The 20,323-nt window shown below is 70.2% G+C and carries 15 protein-coding genes; 12 read left to right on the top strand and 3 right to left on the bottom strand.

Annotated elements, in window-relative coordinates; genetic code table 11:
• Window positions 1–16 precede the first annotated feature (16 nt).
• The 5 genes from A37E_RS0111275 (at window position 17) to A37E_RS0111255 (ending at window position 7,979) form a co-directional block, all read left to right on the top strand.
• A complete protein-coding gene (locus A37E_RS0111275; RefSeq protein ID WP_029556680.1) occupies window positions 17–442 on the top strand; it encodes a globin family protein in 426 nt (141 codons plus the stop codon).
• Between the two features lie 10 nt (window positions 443–452).
• Window positions 453–1,667 carry an FAD-dependent oxidoreductase gene (locus tag A37E_RS0111270; protein ID WP_051678949.1) on the top strand — a complete coding sequence of 405 codons (1,215 nt, stop codon included), beginning with the start codon at window positions 453–455 and terminating at the stop codon, window positions 1,665–1,667.
• A 22-nt stretch (window positions 1,668–1,689) separates the two neighbouring features.
• Window positions 1,690–3,441: a NirA family protein gene (locus A37E_RS0111265; protein ID WP_029556678.1), complete on the top strand. Its 1,752-nt coding sequence runs from the start codon at window positions 1,690–1,692 to the stop codon at window positions 3,439–3,441.
• 206 nt (window positions 3,442–3,647) lie between these two features.
• Complete coding sequence (locus A37E_RS0111260) at window positions 3,648–5,270, top strand: sulfite reductase subunit alpha (protein WP_029556677.1); 1,623 nt, start codon at window positions 3,648–3,650, stop codon at window positions 5,268–5,270.
• 36 nt (window positions 5,271–5,306) lie between these two features.
• Complete coding sequence (locus tag A37E_RS0111255) at window positions 5,307–7,979, top strand: nitrate reductase (protein WP_029556676.1); 2,673 nt, start codon at window positions 5,307–5,309, stop codon at window positions 7,977–7,979.
• A gap of 301 nt (window positions 7,980–8,280) precedes the next feature.
• Here A37E_RS0111255 and ppa read toward each other — a convergent pair whose 3' ends face one another.
• From ppa to A37E_RS0111235, 3 genes are all read right to left on the bottom strand, one after another.
• Window positions 8,281–8,823, bottom strand: coding sequence for an inorganic diphosphatase (gene ppa / locus A37E_RS0111245; protein WP_029556675.1), 543 nt, complete (start codon window positions 8,821–8,823; stop codon window positions 8,281–8,283).
• A 120-nt stretch (window positions 8,824–8,943) separates the two neighbouring features.
• Window positions 8,944–9,453, bottom strand: coding sequence for a GNAT family N-acetyltransferase (locus tag A37E_RS0111240; RefSeq protein ID WP_029556674.1), 510 nt, complete (start codon window positions 9,451–9,453; stop codon window positions 8,944–8,946).
• 136 nt (window positions 9,454–9,589) lie between these two features.
• A complete protein-coding gene (locus A37E_RS0111235) occupies window positions 9,590–10,474 on the bottom strand; it encodes an aldose 1-epimerase family protein (RefSeq protein ID WP_029556673.1) in 885 nt (294 codons plus the stop codon).
• Window positions 10,475–10,914: 440 nt separating this feature from the next.
• Between A37E_RS0111235 and A37E_RS0111230 the strand changes: the two genes are divergently transcribed.
• The 7 genes from A37E_RS0111230 (at window position 10,915) to A37E_RS0111200 (ending at window position 20,323) form a co-directional block, all read left to right on the top strand.
• Window positions 10,915–11,223 carry a DUF485 domain-containing protein gene (locus A37E_RS0111230; RefSeq protein WP_024277041.1) on the top strand — a complete coding sequence of 103 codons (309 nt, stop codon included), beginning with the start codon at window positions 10,915–10,917 and terminating at the stop codon, window positions 11,221–11,223.
• 41 nt (window positions 11,224–11,264) lie between these two features.
• Window positions 11,265–12,968 carry a cation acetate symporter gene (locus A37E_RS0111225; protein WP_029556672.1) on the top strand — a complete coding sequence of 568 codons (1,704 nt, stop codon included), beginning with the start codon at window positions 11,265–11,267 and terminating at the stop codon, window positions 12,966–12,968.
• Window positions 12,969–13,185: 217 nt separating this feature from the next.
• A complete protein-coding gene (locus A37E_RS0111220) occupies window positions 13,186–14,610 on the top strand; it encodes a putative nucleotidyltransferase substrate binding domain-containing protein (RefSeq protein WP_245279317.1) in 1,425 nt (474 codons plus the stop codon).
• The gene (locus A37E_RS25295; protein WP_038192909.1) at window positions 14,607–14,903 is read left to right on the top strand and encodes a hypothetical protein; all 297 of its coding nucleotides are present in this window, start codon (window positions 14,607–14,609) and stop codon (window positions 14,901–14,903) included. The genes A37E_RS0111220 and A37E_RS25295 overlap by 4 nt, the downstream gene beginning before the upstream one ends.
• Window positions 14,904–14,912: 9 nt before the next feature.
• Entirely contained in the window at window positions 14,913–17,699 is a 2,787-nt protein-coding gene (locus A37E_RS0111210; protein WP_029556670.1) for an ATP-binding protein, read from the top strand.
• Window positions 17,700–17,711: 12 nt separating this feature from the next.
• Entirely contained in the window at window positions 17,712–18,155 is a 444-nt protein-coding gene (locus A37E_RS0111205) for a response regulator (protein WP_245279316.1), read from the top strand.
• Window positions 18,152–20,323, top strand: a complete 2,172-nt coding sequence (locus A37E_RS0111200; protein WP_038192908.1) for an exonuclease domain-containing protein — start codon at window positions 18,152–18,154, stop codon at window positions 20,321–20,323. Before A37E_RS0111205 ends, A37E_RS0111200 begins: the two co-directional genes overlap by 4 nt.

Genomic DNA, 20,323 nt, shown 5'->3' with positions numbered 1-20,323 from the left:
GAGTTTTGCCATGAGCCTGACCCCGCACCAGATCGAGCTGATCCAGGACTCGTTCGCCAAGGTGGTGCCCATCGCCGACACCGCCGCCGCCGTCTTCTACGGCCGCCTGTTCGAGATCGCGCCGCAGGTGAAGCCCCTGTTCAAGGGCGACATGAGCCTTCAGGGCGCCAAGCTCATGGCGACGCTGGGCCTCGTCGTCGCCGGCCTCAATGACCTTTCGAAGATCGTCCCCGCCGCCGAGAGCCTCGCCCGCAAGCATGTGGCCTATGGCGTGAAGGACGAGCACTACGCCCCCGTCGGCGCCGCGCTGATCTGGACGCTGGAACGCGGCCTCGGCCCGGACTTCACGCCCGAGACCAGGGACGCCTGGGGGGAAGCCTACGGCATCCTCTCCTCCGTCATGATCGCCGCCGCCGCCAAGGCGCCGGTCGCGGCCGAGTGAGGAGACGCACGTGAGCGAGCCCCTTCTCGTCATCGGCAACGGCATGGCCACCGCGAAGCTCTGCGAGGAGCTGACCCGGCGCGCGCTCGGCCGCCACGCCGTGGCGGTGATCGGGGCGGAGCCGCACCTTGCCTATAACCGCGTGCTGCTCTCCGAAGTGCTCGCCGGCCACATGAGCGCCGCCGAGGCGGAGATGAAGCCCGCCTCCTGGTGGCGCGCGCGGGGCGTGACCCTGCAATACGGCACCCCCGCCGCCGCCATCGACCGCGCCGCCCGCGAAGTGGTGCTGACGGACGGCCGCCGCCTGCCCTTCGGCAAGCTGGTGCTGGCCACCGGCTCCCACCCCATCCGCCTGCCGCTGCCGGGCATGGCGCTGCCCGGCGTCCACACCTTCCGCGATCTCAAGGACGTGGAAGCCCTGCTCGCCGCCGCTGCCGTTCCCGGCACGCGCGCCGTGGTCATCGGCGGCGGGCTGCTGGGCATCGAGGCGGCAGCCGGGCTCGCCGGCGCGGGCGTCGAGACCCGCCTCGTCCACCTCATGGACCGGCTGATGGAACGCCAGCTGGACGTCGCCGCCGGCGGCTTTCTCCGCCGCGCGGTGGAGGCCAAGGGCATCGAAGTGCTGCTCGGCGCCGCGAGCGAAGCCATCGAAGGCGAGAGCCGTGTCACCGGCCTGCGCCTGAAGGACGGCCGCGTGATCCCCGCCGACATCCTCGTGGTGGCCTGCGGCGTGACCCCCAATGCGGACCTCGCCCGTGGGGCGGGGCTGGAGGTGAAGCGCGGCATCGTGGTGGACGATACCCTCGCCTCGTCCGATCCCGACATCTTCGCCATCGGCGAATGCGCCGAGCATCGCGGCATGACCTACGGCCTCGTCGCCCCGGCCTATGAGCAGGCCGGCGTGCTCGCCCGCCGCCTCGCCGGGGAGGATGCGCGCTACGAGGGCTCGGTGGTTTCCACCAATCTCAAGGTGTCGGGCGTGCCCGTCTTCTCCGCCGGCGACGTCACCGGCGGCGCGGGCACGGAAGACATCGTGCTCACTGATCGCGGCCTCGGCGTCTACCGCCGGCTCATCGTGAAGGACGGCGTGCTCGCCGGCGCCGTGCTGTTCGGCGACACGGCGGACGGCCTCTTCTACCTCGACCTCATCACCCGCCGCACCCCCATCGCCGCCATGCGCACCGAGCTTGCGTTCGGCCGCGATGCGGTGGCCGCCGCAGCCTGACAAGAAGAAGAAAGGAAACCCCATGGGCGCCGATTTCACCACCGACCAGAAGCGCTATCTGGAAGGCTTCGTCTCCGGCGCCAAGGCGGTGCAGATCGCCCGCGGCGCGCCCGCTGCCGCGCCAGTCGCCGAGATGACCGGCCCCGATGCCGCGAGCCATCGCGCCATGGCCCGCACCGAGGCCGAGGGAAAAAAGCTCACCCCCGAGGAGAAGGCGAAGCGCGAGGAGCTGGGGCTCGACGCCTATGACCGCATGCGCGCTGCGGCCCGCGACGGCGTCTTCCCCAAGGGCCCGGACGTGCTGCGCTGGAAGTATCACGGCTTGTTCTATGTCGCCCCGGCGCAGGACAGCTTCATGTGCCGGATGCGCATTCCCGGCGGCATCCTCACCCACTGGCAGTTCCGGGGCGTCGCCGACATCGCCGCGCGCCACGGTGGCGGCTACACCGACATCACCACCCGCGCCAACCTCCAGATCCGCGAGATCCCGCCCACCGACGGCATCGCCGTGCTGGAGGGGCTCGTCTCCCTCGGCCTCACGGCCAAGGGCTCGGGCGCCGACAACATCCGCAATGTCACCGGCACCCCCACCGCCGGCATCGACCCGCAGGAACTCCTCGACACCCGGCCGCTGGCGAACGCGTGGCACCACTACATCCTCAATAGCCGCGACATGTACGGCATGCCGCGCAAGTTCAACGTGGCGTTCGACGGCGCCGGCACCATCGGCGCGCTGGAGGACACCAACGACATCGGCTTCCAGGCGGTGGAGGTGATGGACGGCTTCGGCATCGCCCCCGGCGTCTGGCTGCGCCTCGTGCTGGGTGGCATCACCGGCCACAAGGATTTCGCCCGCGACACCGGCATCGTGGTGCGCCCGGAGGAGGCGGTGGACGTGGCGGCGGCCATCGTGCGCGCCTTCATCGACACCGGCGACCGCACCGACCGCAAGAAGGCGCGGCTGAAATACGTGCTCGATTCCATGGGCTTCGACGGCTTCCTGAAGCGGGTGGAGGAAAAGCTCGGCCGCCCCTTCACCCGCCTTGCCGCCGAGGCGGTGAAGCCGCGCGCGGAGCCGGACCGCCTCGCCCATCTCGGCGTCCATCCGCAGAAGCAGGCGGGGCTGAACTATGTGGGCGTGGCGACGCCCGTGGGCCGCATGAGCGCCGCCCAGATGCGCGGCCTCGCCGACATTTCCGCCCGCTTCGGCGACGGCGACATCCGCCTCACCGTCTGGCAGAATCTGCTCATCTCCGGCGTCACCGATGCCGATATCGCCGCCGTTACGGACGCGGTGGAAGCGCTCGGCCTCACCACCAAGGCAACACCGCTCCAGGCGGGCATCGTCGCCTGCACCGGGGCGAAGGGCTGCCGCTTCGCGGCGGCCGACACCAAGGGCACCGCGCGGGCGATCCTCGCCCATTGCGAAGAGCGCGTCGCCCTCGACGGGCCGGTGAACATCCATGTCACCGGCTGCCACAATTCCTGCGCCCAGCATTATATCGGCGATATCGGGCTGATCGGGGCGCGGGTGCCCGTCAATGACGACGGGGACACGGTGGACGGCTATCACATCCTCGTCGGCGGAGGCTTCGGCAGCGCGGCCGCCATCGCCCGCGAGCTTTACCAGAACGTGCCGGCGGACGACGCCCCGGCCGTGGTGGAACGCCTGCTGAAAAGCTGGGTCGCCCATCGCACGGCCGGCGAAAGCTTCGCCGATTTCACCCGCCGCTTTGAGCCCGACGCGCTGAAGGCGCTGGCGGAGGCGGCATGAGGGAGCAACGCAGAAGGATTTTGCCGCTGCGCGACGTTGTGCGCTGGGTCCCGGCTCTCCTTCCACTGCGCTCCGCTTCGTTTCAGTCGGCCGGGACACGAAACCGGCCTCGCGCCCCGGACGCATGGAGCGTCAGCGCAATGCGAGCCGGGGCCCAGCGCAAGACACGAGCGCCGCAGGCGCTCTCCTGATCCAGAGACACGCCCATGAGCCTCCAGTCCCGTCCCCCCATCGTCCCCGTTTTGCCCGACAGCGCGCCCTTCTCCGCGGAGCAGCGGGCGTGGCTGAACGGCTTCTTCGCCGCCATCCTCTCCACCGAGACGGCGCCCGCCCCCATGGCCCTCTCGGCCGGCGATGCGGCGGCGCTGATGCCGGATATCTCCGCGCCGGCCTCGGCGGAGGAGGACGATGGCGCACCCTGGCACGACCCCTCCATGCCCCTTCCCGAGCGCATGGCGCTGGCCGAGGGCAAGGCCCTGCCCCGGCGCATGATGGCGGCCATGGCGCAGCAGGATTGCGGCCAGTGCGGCTATGTCTGCGAGACCTACGCCAAGGCCCTGGCGAGCGGCGCGGAAGCGAAGCTCAATCTCTGCGCCCCCGGCGGCAAGGAGACGCTGCGGATGCTGAAGCAGCTCGCGGCGGAAACCTCCGCGCCGGCTGAGGCTGCACCTGCTGCCGAGCCCCCCGCGCCGGTTGTCGCCCACGCCGCACCCGCCGCCACCGGCACCCGCGAGAATCCCGGCGAAGTCACCTTCCTCTCCCGCACCCGCCTCAACAAGGCGGGCTCGGAGAAGGAGACGTGGCATGTGGAGTTCGACCTCGCCGGCTCCGGCATCGACTATGCCGCCGGCGACAGTTTCGGCGTGTTCCCGGTGAACGATCCCGGCCTTGTCGCCGCCGTGCTGGAGGCGCTGCACGCCCCCGCCGACTTTCCCATCGCCGGCCATACGCTCGCCGAGGTGCTGGCCCGCGAGGTGTGCCTGAAATCGGCGCCGGACGCGCTCTTCACCCTCATCTCCTATCTGGTCGGCGGCGAGCGCAAGGCGAAGGCCCGCGCGCTCGCCAATGGCGAGGATCCGGACGGCGATGCCGCCACCCTCGACGTGCTGGCGGCCCTTCAGAAATTCCCCGGCATCCGCCCCGATCCCGAAGCCCTCATCGAGTGCCTGGAGCCGCTGCAGCCGCGCCTCTATTCCATTTCCTCCAGCCCCGTCGCCACCCCCGGCCGCCTCACCCTCACGGTGGATGCGGTGCGCTATGATCTCGATGGCCGCACGCGGCTCGGCGTCGCCTCCACCTTCCTCGGTGATCGCCTCGCGCCGGGCACGCGCATGAAGGCCTATATCCAGAAGGCGCACGGCTTCGCTCTGCCACAGGATCTGGCGAAGGACGTCATCATGGTCGGCCCAGGCACCGGCATCGCGCCGTTCCGCTCCTTCCTCCACGAACGGCTGGCGACGAAGGCTCCTGGCCGCAACTGGCTGTTCTTCGGCCACCAGCGGCGCGAGACGGATTTCTTCTATGAGGACGAGCTTTCGGGCCTTCAGGCCGCCGGCTGCCTCACCCGCCTCGACACCGCATGGTCCCGCGACGGCGACCGGAAGGTCTACGTGCAGGACCGCATCCGCGAGGCCGGGGCGGAGCTGTGGGGCTGGCTGAAGGACGGCGCGCATTTCTACGTCTGCGGCGATGCCCGGCGCATGGCGAAGGACGTGGAGCAGGCCGTCGCGGATGTGGCGGCCACCCATGGCGGGCTGTCTGCGGAAGCGGCGGCGAAATTCGTCGCCGATCTCAAGACCGCCGGGCGCTATCAGGCCGACGTGTACTGAGCTAGAAATGATGGCCAAGCCTCAGGCAGGACCGGCATGAACGCCCCCCTCACGCCCCCCTCGGTGAAGACCACCTGCCCCTATTGCGGCGTCGGCTGCGGCGTGAAGGCGACGCCGGACGGGCGCGGCGGCGCGCTCGTCGAAGGCGATCACGACCACCCGGCCAATCTCGGCCGCCTGTGCTCCAAGGGCGCGGCGCTGGGCGAGACGCTGGGGCTCGGCACCCGCCTGCTCCACCCGCTGGTGCGCGGGGCGGACGGCGTGCTGGCGCGGGCGAGCTGGGATGACGCGCTGGATCGCATCGCCGGAGACCTCTCCGCCATCATCGACCGGCACGGGCCGGGGGCGGTGGCCTTCTATCTCTCCGGGCAACTGCTGACCGAGGATTATTACGCCGCCAACAAGCTCGCCAAGGGCTTCCTCGGCACCGCGAACGTGGACACCAATTCCCGCCTGTGCATGTCCTCCTCCGTGGCCGGCCACAAGCGCGGCTTCGGCTCGGACACGGTGCCGGGGAGCTATGAAGACCTGGACGGGGCGGACCTCATCGTCCTCACCGGCTCCAACACGGCGTGGTGCCATCCCGTCCTGTTCCGCCGCATGGAAGCGGCGCGCAAGGCGCGGGGCACGAAGCTGGTGGTGATCGACCCCCGCCGCACCGATACGGGGGCCGAGGCGGACCTGTTCCTGCCGCTGGCCCACGGCACCGACGCGCTGCTTTTCTCGGGCCTGCTCGTGCATCTGGCGCAGAGCCCGGCCTTCGATGCGGCCTATGTGGAGGCGCACACAACGGGCTTCGCGGAGGCCCTCGCCGCCGCCCGCGCCGTCGCCCCCGATGCCGAAACCACCGCGCGCGCCTGCGGGCTGGCGGTGAAGGACGTGGAGCGCTTCTTCGCGCTCTTCACCGAAACGGCGCGCACCGTCACCTGCTATTCGCAGGGGGTGAACCAGTCGGCGGTGGGCACCGACAAGGTGAATGCCATCCTCAACTGCCATCTCGCCACCGGCCGCATCGGGCGCGAAGGCATGGGGCCGTTCTCCCTCACCGGCCAGCCCAATGCCATGGGCGGACGCGAGGTGGGAGGGCTCGCCAACCAACTCGCCGCCCACATGGGCTTTTCCCCCGCCGAGGTGGACCGCGTGCGCCGCTTCTGGGGCGCGTCGCAGATGGCCGAGCATGAGGGGCTGAAGGCGGTGGACATGTTCGCCGCCATCGGCCGGGGCGAGATCAAGGCCCTGTGGGTGATGGGCACCAACCCCGCCGTAAGCCTGCCCGAGGCCGATGCCGTGCGCATGGCGCTGGAAGGGCTGGAGCTGTTCGTGCTCTCCGAGAACGTGGTCGCCAACGACACCGCCGGCTGCCGCCCGCATGTCATGCTGCCCGCCGCCGCCTGGGGCGAGAAGGACGGCACCGTCACCAATTCCGAGCGCCGCATCTCCCGCCAGCGCCCCTTCCTGCCCCGTCCCGGCGAGGTGCAGCCCGACTGGTGGGCGCTCAAGGGCGTGGCCGAGCGCCTCGGTTTCGACGATTCCTTCGCGTGGCGCGGTCCGGCGGACATCTTCCGCGAGCATGCCGCCCTCTCCGGCTTCGAGAATGACGGCGCGCGGGATTTCGACATCTCCGCTTTCGCCGGCCTCACCGAAGCGGCCTACGAGGACATCGCGCCGGTGCAATGGCCCGTCCCCGCCGGCCGGGCGGAGGGCACCGCGCGCCTGTTCGCGGACGGCGGCTATTTCACGCCCGATCGGCGCGCCCGCTTCGTCGCCCCGCGCCCCGTGGTGGCGGTTTCGGCCGAGAACGATTTCCCCTTCCTGCTCAACACCGGCCGCATCCGCGACCAGTGGCACACCATGACCCGCACCGGCCTCGCCCCTCGCCTCGGCGCGCACATCCCGGCGCCGTTCGTGGCGGTGCACCCGGATGATGCCGCGCCGCTCGGGCTCGCGACGGGCATGCTGGCGGAGGTGACGAGCGCCCACGGCCGCGCGGTGCTGGAGGTGGTGGTCGATCCCGGCCAAAGGCCCGGCACGCTGTTCGCGCCCATCCACTGGAGCCACGCCAATTCGTCCGATGGCCGCGTCGGTGCGCTGGTGCACGCCGTCACCGATCCGGTCTCCGGCCAGCCGGACTCCAAGGCGACGCCGGCCGCGCTTTCCCCTCATGCCGCACCGTTCGAGGGCTTCGTGCTGGCGCGCCGGCCCATGGCGCTGCCGGAGGGCGTGTGGTGGGCGCGCGCGGCGCTGGACGGCGGCTATGGCTGGCGCCTTGCCGGCCGAATGGGGCCGCAGGACTGGGCGCAATGGGTGAAGGCGGAAGGCCCGGCCGATGTCGCCGAGCTGAGCGACACGCCCTCCGGCCTCTACCGCGCCGCCGCCTTCGATGCGGACGGGCGGCTCGACTTTGCGGTGTTCATCGGTGCCGCCGGCCAGCGCGTGGCGTGGGATGCGCTGAAGGGGCTGCTGGCGTCCGAGGTCTCGGCCGCCGCCCGGCGCCTCGTGCTCTCCGGCCGCCGGGCGGGCGCGAATGCCGCCTGCGGGCCGCTGGTGTGCGCCTGCTTCGGGGTGCCGAAGGACAGCATCCTCGCCGCCATCCGGGACGGTGCCGCCGATGCGGCGGCGGTGGGCGCGCGGCTCAAGGCCGGCACCAATTGCGGCTCCTGCCTGCCGGAAATCCGCAAGCTGATTCTGGAGGCGACGGCGCCGGCGTGAGGCGAGGGCCGGAGGCGTTGCGAGATCGGTTGCGTCCGGGCTGTCGCAAGCCCCATCGATCCTACACCACCGTCATGGCCGGGCTTGACCCGGCCATCCACGTGGCGAGGCTGGGAATGAAATTCACCAGCCGTCTCAGGCGGATCGACGTGGATGCCCGGGACAAGCCCGGGCATGACGCCGAATGACGGATTTAGACGCGCATTCCCGCACCGCGCGCATCGATACGCTTGTCCGGGGGACGGCCCCCCGGTCAAGCCGGAGGGCGACAGGTAAACGGCCTAAAGGGAGCCGGAAGGCCTCAGCCTTCCTTGCCTTCGGCCTTGGCGCGCTCGATGCCTTCGAGGATCAGCTTGTGCGCCTCGGCGGCGTCGCGCCAGCCGACGATCTTCACCCACTTGTTGGGCTCCAGATCCTTGTAGTGCTCGAAGAAGTGCTCGATCTGCTTGAGGGTGATCTCGGGCAGGTCGTTGTAGTTCTGCACCTTGTCGTAGCGCTTGGTGAGCTTGGAGGAGGGCACGGCGATGATCTTCTCATCCATGCCGGCCTCGTCCTCCATCAGCAGCACGCCGACGGGGCGCACCGAGATGATCGCGCCAGCCACGATGGCGCGGGTGTTGGCCACCAGCACGTCGCAGGGGTCGCCATCGCCGGAGAGGGTGTGCGGGATGAAGCCGTAGTTTCCGGGATACCGCATGGCGGTATAGAGGAAGCGATCCACGAAGAGGGTGCCCGCGGCCTTGTCCATCTCGTACTTGATCGGCTCCCCGCCGATCGGGACTTCGATCAGCACGTTCACGTCGTGGGGCGGGTTCTTGCCGATCGGGATCGCGTCGATGCGCATGGGATGCTCGCTCTTGACACTGGCTGCGGGACTTCGGGTCCGCTCCGACCAAAGTCGAATCCGCGCCACGCAAGGCTGCGCAGGCGCTTCGGACCCGACGGGCGGGTGCCCGTCCGGGCGCTACCGCTGCCAAGCGAAGGCGGTCTTGTCCAGCGTTTTCGAACCGAACTGCTCGGTCGAGGATGCGACCGGTTGCCCCCCCAACGCCTGATAGAAGCCCACGGCGCTTTCGTTTTCCGCGAGCGCCCACACCACGAGACCACCAAGCCGGGCGATGGCGAGATCGCGCCGGGCGGCCGCGAACAGGCGCTGGCCGAAGCCGAGGCCCTGATATTGCGGGTGGAGGTAGATTTCGTAAATCTCGCCGCCATAGGGCAGCGCCTTGGCGCGGTTGCCGCCGTAATTCACATAGCCGGCGATATCCTCGCCCACGAGCAGGACGGACAGGCGGCTGCCCCTGCGGATGGCGGCATCCCACCAGCGCGGGCCGCGCCGCTCCACCATGCGCTCCAGCTCGATGCCGGGGATGATGCCGCGATAGGCTGTCCGCCACGCGTCGTCATGGACCGCCGCGATCGCCTTGGCGTCGGCGGGCTTGGCCCTGCGGATCTCGATCAGGCCGGTCGTCATACCCGTGATGGAAGCAAACCCGGCGCCTTCCATCAAGGGGCATGACGCAGGACAGCCGCAACCGGCGGGGGACGACGCCTTGAGCCTTGCCGCACGCGCGCCGAAACCGCGCGGCGGCATAGGCACTTAGGAGGTATCAGGCCGCGACCTCGGGGATGAGGCGCACGGTCATCACAAAGCGGCGTTCCTCGCCCGCGGGGATGTGGAGAAGGCCCGGCTTCTCCACGAACGGGCGGGTATCGTCCTCCGGCGTCGCATAGCCGGACCATGGCTCGATGCAGAGGTAGGGCGCGCCGGGCTTGGTCCAGATGCCGAGGTCCGGCATGCCGGGAAAGGTGATGTCCAGCCCTGGCCGGCCCGGCACCCCATACTGGAGCCTGTGCGAATTGAGGCCGAGGAAGATCAGCGCATCGCGCTCGAACATGGCGTCATCCGGCTTGAGCACGCCCTCGGCAGCGGGGCTCGGCTCGCTGGCGCGGGAGAGCAGGCCGTTGACGGGGCGGTGGATGGGCGCGGGCTCCGGCTGCTCGAAAATCACCCGGTGCTCGGCGCGCGTGCCGCCATAGGGCAGCGGCCAGAGGAAGGCGGGGTGGTAGCCGAAGCTCGCCGGCAGCACGCCGGGGCCGGGATTCGTCACCACCGCCTCCATGGCGAGCCTCGCGCCTTCGAGCGCAAAAGTGACCTCCAGCGCGAAATCGAACGGGTATTCCGCCCGCGTCGCCGCGCTGGGGAGAAGGCGGAAGGTGGCCCGGTCCGGCGCCTCTTCCACCACCTCGAACTCGGAGAAGCGCGCGAAGCCATGCCGGCGCATGGGGTGGCCCTTGCCCTCATGCACGAGGGTGAGGTCCGGCAGCTCGCCGACGATGGGGAAGAGCAGCGGCGCCCGGCCGGTCCAGTAGGCCGGATCGCCGTGCCACAGCAAGGCGCGGCCCTCGGCGTCGGCCAGCGCCCGCAGTTCGGCGCCCAGCGTGGAAATCTCCGCCGACAGCGCGTCCGAGCGCAGCGATACGGTCCTGCCCATGGTGTCCCCCCGGTTTCTTCCCTGCGCCAGCTGTAGCACCCGAGCGAAGCGGGGGCACGGGCTGGCGCGGCCCTCCCCAACGTCAGACCTACAACCAAAGGCGCAGGCGCGGTATCCCTCACCCGAAAGTATTAGACAGCAAGGCTTCTGCAACAAGTGGGTTTCCAAGTCGGAAAAACGCCCGCCGCGCCACGTAATAAAGCGTCAAAAAGCCACTCCAAACATTTACAGATCATCGATTCCCGCGCACTCCACAGAAGCGGGCAGCGCACTGCACAATACATTCGGCGTATGGCCGAAAGTACGGGGTTTCCTCAACTAGCGCGCGGCGTCGCCTCTGGTACAGAGTGCAGGGTGACGAGGCCGGTCGAGGCCAAGGTCGATCACGAAGATAACAACCGGGGCCCACGGGTACCGCGGGCTTTCAGGGAGGGCGACCCATGGACAATTCCGTGGCCGCACGCATTGCGGCCGATCCCAATTACCAGGCGCTGAAATCGCGCCGTTCGCGCTTCGGGTGGAGTCTCACCCTGGCGATGCTGGTCGTGTATTACGGCTTCATCCTGCTCATCGCCTTCCGCAAGGACCTTTTGGCCGCACGCATGGGTGACGGCGTGATGACCTGGGGCATTCCGATCGGCTTCGGCGTGATCGTGTTCACCATCCTCATCACCGCCATCTACGTCCGCCGCGCCAACGGCGAGTTCGACGCGCTCTCCGAGAAGATCAAGCAGGAGGCGCTCAAGTGAACGCGACGCTCCCGACCTCGTTCGCCCGCCGCGCGTTCGCCATCGGCGCCGCGGCCGCGCTCGTCCTCGCCCCGACCCTGGCGCTCGCCGCCGGCGGCGATCTCGGGCAGGCCGACAAGCAGGCCACCAACTGGACCGCGATCACCATGTTCGTGGTGTTCGTGCTGGGCACGCTCTACATCACCAAGTGGGCGGCCGCGAAGACCAAGTCGGCCGCCGACTTCTACACCGCGGGCGGCGGCATCACCGGCTTCCAGAACGGCCTCGCCATCGCCGGCGACTACATGTCGGCCGCCTCCTTCCTCGGCATCTCCGCCGCGGTGATGAGCTCCGGCTATGACGGCCTCATCTACTCCATCGGCTTCCTCGTCGGCTGGCCGATCCTGACCTTCCTGATGGCCGAGCGCCTCCGGAACCTCGGCAAGTTCACCTTCGCCGACGTCGCCGCCTTCCGCTTCGCCCAGACCCCGGTGCGCGTGTTCGCCGCCTCCGGCACCCTGGTCGTGGTGGCGTTCTACCTCATCGCCCAGATGGTGGGCGCCGGCCAGCTCATCAAGCTGCTGTTCGGCCTCGACTACTGGATCGCCGTGCTGATCGTCGGCGCGCTGATGATGGTCTACGTGCTGTTCGGCGGCATGACGGCCACCACCTGGGTGCAGATCATCAAGGCCTGCCTGCTGCTCGGCGGCGCCACCTTCATGGCGGTCATGGTCATGTGGCGCTACGGCTTCTCGCCCGAGAAGCTGTTCGCCGCCGCGGTCGAGGTGAAGACCAACATCGCCGCCGCCAAGCCCGGCACCACGCCCCAGGCGGCGGCCGCGGCCGGCCAGTCCATCATGGGACCGGGCAACTTCATCAAGGACCCGATCTCGGCCATCTCCTTCGGCATGGCGCTCATGTTCGGCACCGCCGGCCTGCCGCACATCCTGATGCGCTTCTTCACGGTTCCGAGCGCGAAGGAAGCCCGCAAGTCGGTGATGTGGGCCACCGCCTGGATCGGCTACTTCTACCTCCTGACCTTCATCATCGGCTTCGGCGCCATCACCTTCGTGCTCACCAATCCGGAGTTCCTCACCGGTCCCGGCGGCGGGCTCATCGGCGGCGCCAACATGGCGGCGGTGCACCTCGCCCATGCGGTCGGCGGCAACGTGTTCCTCGGCTTCATCTCGGCGGTGGCGTTCGCGACCATCCTCGCGGTGGTGGCCGGCCTCACGCTCTCGGGCGCCTCGGCGGTGTCGCACGACCTGTATTCGACGGTCATCAAGAAGGGCAAGGCCGACAGCGCCTCGGAGCTGAAGGTCTCGCGCATCACCACGGTCTGCCTCGGCATCCTCGCGGTGCTGCTCGGCATCGCCTTCGAGAAGCAGAACATCGCCTTCATGGTGTCGCTGGCCTTCGCGGTTGCCGCCTCGGCCAACTTCCCGGTGCTGTTCATGTCAGTGCTGTGGAAGGACTGCACCACCAAGGGCGCCGTCATCGGCGGCTTCCTGGGGCTTCTGTCCTCGGTGGTGCTGACCGTGCTCTCGCCCTCGGTCTGGGAGGCGACGCTCGGCTACCCCGCCGGCTCGGCGCCGTTCCCCTACACCTCGCCGGCGCTGTTCTCCATGACGCTCGGCTTCGTCGGCATCTGGCTGTTCTCGATCCTCGACAACAGCCAGCGGGCGAAGATCGACCGCGCCGGCTTCCCGGCGCAGGAAGTGCGCTCCGAGACGGGCATCGGTGCCGCGGAGGCGTCGGGGCACTGACCCTTCGTCAGTCGCTCCATGCTAGGCTGACGCCATGCCACGGCCGGACCACATGACCGGCCCCCCGAACGGGGACCGCCGGGAGGATGAACCCCGGGCCGCCACGGCCCGGGGCACAGCCCCCCACGGTCCCGAGGACGCCCCCGCAGCGTCCGGCCCGCCCGCCCCCGGGCGGGCCTCGCCGTCAGAACGGGACCGGCGCGAGCTGGTCTCGCTCATGACCTCGCGGGTGCGCGACGTCTATCTGCGCAAGCCCTTCTTCGTGGACGGGGCGACCGACCTCGTTTCCCTCTGCCGCGACCTCTCCGCCCGCCGCCTCAGCGAGGCCGTGGTGCGCGACGCCGGCCGCATCGGCATCTTCACCACCACCGACCTGCGCGACGCGCTCACCCGCGACACGCCCCCCGCAGCCCTCATGGTGCGCGAGGTCGCGACCTTCGAGCCCTGGTGCATCTCCCCCGATGCCGAGCTGTTCGAGGCGCTGATCCTCATGCTGCGCCACCGCATCCACCGCCTGCTCGTGCGCGAGGGCGGCGGACGGGCGACGGGCGAAAGCGACGTCCTCGGCGTGCTCGGCCAGCTCGACCTGATGGCCTTCGTCGCCAACCATTCCCATCTGATCGCCCTGGAGGCCGCCCACGCCGGCAGCCTCCACGAGCTGAAGGCCGCCGCGCGGCAGATCGACAGCATGGTGGCGGTGCTCAGCGCCGACGGGGTGCGGGTGGAGGTGATCGCGGCGCTGGTGGGCGAACTCAACCGGCAGGTGTTCCGCCGCCTGTGGGAGCTGCTGGCGCCGGAAGAGCTGCGCGCCAAATCCTGCCTCGTCATCATGGGCAGCGAGGGGCGCGGCGAGCAGATCATCAAGACCGACCAGGACAACGGCCTGCTCCTCGCCGACGGCTTCGCCTTCGCGGGGCTCGACGAGATCACCGCGCGCTTCACCGCCGCGCTGATCGATTTCGGCTATCCCCCCTGCCCCGGCGGCGTCATGCTCAGCCGGCCCACCTGGTGCCAGCCGCTCTCCGCTTTCAAGGAGACGCTGAAGGACTGGATCCACGGCGGGGCCATTGACGGCCCCAAAAAGGACGGGCCGATGAACCTCGCCATCTTCCTCGATGCCGTGGCGGTGGCGGGCGATGCGTCCCTGCTGGCGGCGGCGCGGGGGCATGTGGATCTCCTGATGATGGGCGACCAGGGCTATTTCGCCCGCTTCGCCCAGGCGGTGGAACGCTTCGGCGAGAGCGGAAGCTGGTGGAGCCGCCTGCCCGGCCTCACCGGGCGCGGCGCGGCCGAGGTGGACCTGAAGAAACTCGGCATCTTCCCCCTCGTCCACGGCGTGCGGGCGCTGGCGCTGGAACACCGCATCACCGCGCTGGGCACCGCCGACCGGCTCGCCGCGCTGGTGACGGCCGGGCACATGGACGAGGGCTTCGCCCGCGATCTCACCGATGCGCTGCGCCTGTTCATGGGCATGAAGCTCGCCAGCAACCTCCGGCAGATCGCCGAGGGCCGCGCCCCCGGCAATGCGCTGCGCCTCGGCGATCTCGGCACGTTGGACAGGCAGGCGCTGAAGGAGGCCCTCGCCATCGTGCGCGGCTTCAAGCAATGGCTCTCCCGCCACTACCGGTTCGACGCCCTATGAGCCCCGGCCGAGGTTCCGAAGAATCCCCCGAGCCGCCGGGAGGGCGCGGGCCGGATCGCCAAGGACCGGACCGGCAGGGGCTCATCGCGCTGGCGGCGCTGGGCGTGCTCGCCTTCAATTTCCCGCTGCTGGCCGTGTGGGACACGGAGGCGACCGCCTTCGGCCTGCCGCTGCTGCCGGTGGCGCTGTTCGCCATCTGGGGCGCGCTGATCGCGGCTTTGGCGTTTGCGAGCGAACGGCGCGGGCATGGGGCGGCCTCCCCCCTTCTCCCGGCCGAGCCGGACGAGCACTGAGGCGGCGCCATGTCACCCTTGCTCTCACCCGCCCTCTCCCCGGCCCTCGTCATCGGCGTCGCCGCGCTCTATCTCGCGGCGCTGTTCGCCATCGCCGCCTTCGCGGATCGGCGCGCGCGGGAGGGCCGCTCGCTCATCGGCAATGCGTGGGTCTACGGCCTGTCGCTGGCGGTCTATTGCACCGCCTGGACCTATTTCGGCAGCGTCGGCCGCGCCGCGACGACGGGCGTGTGGTTCCTGCCCATCTATCTCGGCCCGACGCTGGTGATGCTGGTGGCGTGGGTGGTGGTGCGCAAGATGATCCGCATCGCCCACACCTACCGCATCACCTCCATCGCCGATTTCATCGCCTCCCGCTATGGCAAGAGCCCGCTGGTGGCGGCGGTGGTGACGCTGATTACCGTGGTCGGCATCGTCCCCTACATCGCCCTGCAACTGAAGGCCGTCTCCGCCGGCTACACGGTGCTCACCGCCACCGGCGCGCAGACGGCGGCGCCGAGCTGGTGGCAGGACGGGACGCTGCTCGTGGCGCTCGCCCTCGCGCTCTTCACCATATTGTTCGGCACCCGCCACCTCGACAGCGCCGAGCGGCACGAGGGCATGGTGGCGGCGGTGGCGGCGGAATCGCTGGTGAAGCTCGTGGCCTTCCTCGCGGTGGGCGCCTTCGTCACCTACGGCCTGTTCGGCGGCTTCGCCGATGTGTGGGCGCGCGCCTCGGCGCTGCCGGGGGTGAAGGGGCTGCTCACACTCTCCGGCGCGGGCAATTTCGCCTGGGCGCAATGGTTCAGCCTCACCCTGCTTTCCGGCCTCTCCGTGCTGCTGCTGCCGCGCCAGTTCCAGATGATGGTGGTGGAATGCGTGGACGAGCGGCACCTGAAGCGCGCCGCATGGGTGTTTCCCGCCTATCTCCTCGCCATCAACATCTTCGTGCTGCCCCTCGCGCTGGGCGGGCTCGTGCTGCTGGGCAAGGGCGCGGACCCGGAAACCTTCGTCCTCACTTTGCCGCTGGCGCACGGGGCGGGGGCGCTGGCGCTCATCGCCTATGTGGGCGGGCTCTCGGCGGCGACGGGGATGCTCATCGTCGAGACCATCGCCGTCTCCACCATGGTCTGCAACGATCTGGTGATGCCGGCGCTGCTGCGCCTGAAGCTCATCCGCGCGGACGGGGGCGACCTCACCCGCCTCCTCCTCAACATCCGCCGCGCCGCCATCCTCGGCGTGCTGCTGCTCGGCTATCTCTATTTCGTGGTGGCGGGGGAGGCCTATGCGCTGGTCTCCATCGGCCTCATCAGCTTTGCGGCGGTGGCGCAGTTCGCCCCCGCGCTGCTCGGCGGCATGTACTGGCGCGGCGGCACGCGCCTCGGCGCATTGGGCGGGCTGCTCGGCGGCTTCGCTGTGTGGGCCTATACGCTCATGCTGCCCTCGGTGGCGAAATCCGGCTGGATGGACGGCGCCTTCCTCACCCACGGCCCGTTCGGCATCGCCGCTCTGGCGCCGGAGCGGCTGTTCGGCCTCACCGGCCTCGACAACCTCTCCCACGCTTTGTTCTGGAGCCTCTTCGTCAACGGCGTGCTCTATGTGGGGCTCTCGCTCTGGCGCGCGCCGTCCGGGCGGGAGGCCAGCCAGGCGCTGCTGTTCGTGGATGTGTTCGCCCGTGGCCGCAGCGCCGCCGATCCTGTCTTCTGGCGCGGACGGGCGCACCGGGCCGACCTCGAAGCCCTCGCCCGGCGCCTGCTGGGCGCGGACACCGCCCGCCAGATCTTCGAGGACCACGCCCGCGAGCGCGGCACCGGCGACGTGGCGGACCTCACCGCCGATGCCCGCCTCGTGGACCTCGTGGAACGCCGCATCGCCGGCGTGGTGGGCTCGGCCTCCGCCCGCGTGCTGGTGGCGGCGGTGGCGGACGAGGAGCCGCTGGGCGCCGGCGACGTGATGGACATCCTTAACGAGGCATCGCAACTGCGCGTCTATGCCCGCGCGCTGGAGGAGAAATCCCGCTCGCTGGAGATCGCCTCCGCCGAACTGTCCGCCGCCAATGCCCAGTTGCGCACGCTGGACGAGCTGAAGGACGACTTCATGTCGTCCGTGACCCACGAATTGCGCACCCCGCTCACCGCCATCCGCGCCTTGTCCGAACTCATGCTCGACACGCCGGACATGGAAAGCGAGCAGCGGCAGGACTTCCTGCGCATCATCGTGGGCGAGAGCGAGCGGCTGGGGCGGCTCGTCAACCAGGTGCTGGACATGGCCAAGATCGAATCGGGCCATGCCGAGTGGCACAGCACGGATGTGGACCTCAGAACCCTCGTCGCCGACGCGGTGAAGGCCACGGCGGAACTTGCCCGCACCAGGGGCACCGAGATCGTGCTCACCGCCCCCGCCTCGGTGCCGACCGTGAAGGCCGACCCCGACCGCCTCACCCAGGTGATGCTGAACCTCATCTCCAACGCCGCGAAATTCGTGCCGGCGCAAGGCGGGCGCATCGATGTGCGGCTTTCCGCCGATGCCGAAGGGCTGGAGGTTCAGGTTCAGGACAACGGCCCCGGCGTACCGCCCGCCGATCGCGACACCATCTTCGAGAAGTTCCGCCAAGGCGGCGACGCCCTGAACCGCCCGCCCGGCACCGGGCTCGGGCTTCCGATCAGCCGCCGGATCGTGGATCATTTCGGCGGAAAGATCTGGCTGGATCAACGGGAGGGGAAAGGCGCATGCTTCGCCTTCCGGCTGCCGCTCCGGTCCCAAGGGGCGAACGCCCCGACACAAACAATTTCGGCAGAAGCCGAAGAGACCACATGAGGAGGAAACGCCATGGACAGGGAGATCGCCATGGAGCCGGGCGCCCATCCCGCGCCCTGCCCGCAAGGGGCCAAGGTGCTCATCGCCGATGACGAGCCCAACATCGTCATCTCGCTAGAGTTTATGATGAAGCGCGAGGGCTTCGCCGTGCTGGTGGCGCGCGACGGCCGCGAGGCGCTGGAGACCATCCGCCGCGAGCATCCGCGCCTCGTGCTGCTGGACGCCACCATGCCCGGCATGAGCGGCTTCGACGTGTGCGAGGCGGTGCGGGCGGACGCCGAGGTGCGCGCGACCCGCATCGTCATGCTCACCGCCAAGGGCCGCGAGACCGACATGGCCCGCGGCGTGGGCGCGGGGGCGGACGCCTATGTCACCAAGCCCTTCTCCACCCGCGAACTGATGCAGAAGGTGAAGGACATGCTGGCCGAGCCGCCCGCCGGGAGCCTGCCTGCATGAAAGTGCCGCGGGGGACGGGTGCCGTTCTGGCCACGCTGCTGCCGGGGCTCGCCCTCGCTCTGTGGCTGGTGCTGGGCGCTGGCTTCCTGCTGATGGCGCTGGACGGGTCCGCGCGCACCGCGCTTCTGGGCACCCTCGCCCCGGTGGCCGAAAGCCATGGCATGGTTCTGGTGCTGTGGTGGGTGCTGTTCTCCGCCGCCGCAGGCCTCCTCGCGCGGCGGTTCTACGTGGCCCATGCCGAGGCACCGGCCCGGCTCGCCGATGCGGCGCGGGTGCTGGCGGGCGATCCCGCCGCGCCGCCGGTTCCCGCCACCGGCCCGGCCGGGCTGAAGGCCTTGGGCGAGGTGGTGAACGACCTCGCCGGCCAGCGCCGCGCGCTTCAGGACGATATGGCCCGGCTGGTCGCCGAGGCGAGCCGCGACGTCGCCTTCCAGCGCGACCAGCTCGCCGCCCTGATGGCGGAGCTGGAGCAGTCGGTGGTGGTGCTGAACCTCGAAGGCCGCATCCTCCTTTACAACGCCCGCGCCCGCACGCTTTTCCGCCGCCTGTTCCGCGCGCCGGGCAGCGCCGCGGGTGGAACTGGGGAAGGCGTCGGCGCCGATCCCATCGGCCTCGGCCGCTCCATCCACACCGTCATCGACCGCGCGCTGATGGACCATGCGCGCGAGACCGTGGAGCGGCTGATGGGGCGGGGAGAGGCGCGGCCCTCCGCCCGCTTCGTCACCACCACGCCGCTCGGCCATCTGGTGCGCGTGCTGCTCGCCCCCGTGCGCGCCGAAGCTGGGGGCGCGGTGACGGGGTTCGTGCTGCTGCTCGACGACATCACCGACGAATACGAGGCCCGCGCCCGGCAGGACCGCACCCTCGTCGACCTCAACGAATCTGCCCGCGCCTCGCTCGCCGCCATGCAGGCGGCCCTCGACATGCTGGACTATCCCGACCTCGACGCGCCCGACCGCGAGCGCTTCCAGGCCGTGGTGCGCGACGAGGTGACGGGGCTCGGCACCCGCCTGTCGCTCGCCGCCGAGGCCACGAGCGACACCGGCGCCCGCTGGCCCCTGCAGGACATGCTGGGCGCCGACCTTGCCGCCGCCGCCGCCCGCCGCATCGCCGCCGACACCGGGCATGCCGTTGCGACCGATGCGGTGGATGCCGACATCTGGCTGAGCGTGGACAGCTTCGCCCTCATCGGTGCCCTCGCCTTCCTCGCCGCCCGCGTGGCGGAGGCCGAGGGCGGGGCCGATCCCGCCTTCGCGCTGCGCCTCGCCCCGGCCGGCGGGCGGGTCCATCTCGATCTCGCCTTCGCCGATGCCCATGCGGCGGCCGGCGGCGCCGGCTGGCCGGGCGCGCCCATGGGGGCCTCGCAACTGTGCGTCCGCGACGTGGTGGAGCGCCACGGCGGGGAACTCTGGCTGGAGCGAGCGCGCTCCGGCTCCGGCGCCTGCTTCCGCTTCCTGCTGCCGGCCGCCTCGGAAGGCCATGCCGAGGCGGCGGCCCCGGCGGAGAGCCGGCCGGCCTATTTCGATTTCGACCTGTTCGCCGCCAGCGCCGGCAGCCACGCCAGCGACGACCGCCTTCTGAGCGACCTCGCCTATACGGTGTTCGACACCGAGACCACCGGCCTCGACCCGGCCGGCGGCGACGAGATCCTCCAGATCGGCGCCACCCGCATCGTCAACGGACGCATCCTCTCCAGCGAATGCTTCGACCAGTTGGTGGACCCCGGCCGCTCCATCCCCGAGGCGGGGATCGCGGTGCATGGCATCCGCCCCGAGATGGTGCGGGGCAAGCCGTCCATCGCGCGGGTGCTGCCCGCCTTCCACGCCTTCGCGGCGGAGACGGTGCTGGTGGGGCACAACGTGGCCTTCGACATGCGCTTCTTGACGCTGAAGGAGCAAGCGAGCGGCGTCGCCTTCGACCAGCCGGTGCTGGACACGCTGCTCCTCGCCGGCCTCGCCCATCCCGGCGAGGAGAGCCATAGCATGGAGGCCATCGCCGGCCGCCTCGGCGTCACCGTCTCCGGCCGCCACACGGCCTTGGGCGATGCGCTGGTGACGGCGGACATCTTCCTGAAACTGCTGCCCCTGCTCCGCGCGCGCGGCATCCACACATTGGGCGAGGCACGGGCGGCGGCGGCGACGTCCTATTACGCGAAGCTCAAGTACTGA

This window comes from Xanthobacter sp. 91, from assembly GCF_000702385.1.
Classification (GTDB): Bacteria; Pseudomonadota; Alphaproteobacteria; order Rhizobiales; family Xanthobacteraceae; genus Xanthobacter; species Xanthobacter aminoxidans.
The sequence above is the reverse complement of the archived record's forward strand: the minus strand, read 5'-3'. Positions and strand labels throughout refer to the sequence as shown.

Excerpts from the sequence above, each read along its gene's own strand:
- A37E_RS0111265 (WP_029556678.1), top strand. The coding sequence starts at position 1,690 with ATGGGCGCCGATTTCACCACCGACCAGAAGCGCTATCTGGAAGGCTTC.
- A37E_RS0111260 (WP_029556677.1), top strand. The coding sequence starts at position 3,648 with ATGAGCCTCCAGTCCCGTCCCCCCATCGTCCCCGTTTTGCCCGACAGC.
- A37E_RS0111255 (WP_029556676.1), top strand. The coding sequence starts at position 5,307 with ATGAACGCCCCCCTCACGCCCCCCTCGGTGAAGACCACCTGCCCCTAT.
- ppa (WP_029556675.1), bottom strand. The coding sequence starts at position 8,823 with ATGCGCATCGACGCGATCCCGATCGGCAAGAACCCGCCCCACGACGTG.
- A37E_RS0111240 (WP_029556674.1), bottom strand. The coding sequence starts at position 9,453 with ATGACGACCGGCCTGATCGAGATCCGCAGGGCCAAGCCCGCCGACGCC.
- A37E_RS0111235 (WP_029556673.1), bottom strand. The coding sequence starts at position 10,474 with ATGGGCAGGACCGTATCGCTGCGCTCGGACGCGCTGTCGGCGGAGATT.
- A37E_RS0111230 (WP_024277041.1), top strand. The coding sequence starts at position 10,915 with ATGGACAATTCCGTGGCCGCACGCATTGCGGCCGATCCCAATTACCAG.
- A37E_RS0111220 (WP_245279317.1), top strand. The coding sequence starts at position 13,186 with ATGACCTCGCGGGTGCGCGACGTCTATCTGCGCAAGCCCTTCTTCGTG.
- A37E_RS25295 (WP_038192909.1), top strand. The coding sequence starts at position 14,607 with ATGAGCCCCGGCCGAGGTTCCGAAGAATCCCCCGAGCCGCCGGGAGGG.
- A37E_RS0111210 (WP_029556670.1), top strand. The coding sequence starts at position 14,913 with ATGTCACCCTTGCTCTCACCCGCCCTCTCCCCGGCCCTCGTCATCGGC.
- A37E_RS0111205 (WP_245279316.1), top strand. The coding sequence starts at position 17,712 with ATGGACAGGGAGATCGCCATGGAGCCGGGCGCCCATCCCGCGCCCTGC.
- A37E_RS0111200 (WP_038192908.1), top strand. The coding sequence starts at position 18,152 with ATGAAAGTGCCGCGGGGGACGGGTGCCGTTCTGGCCACGCTGCTGCCG.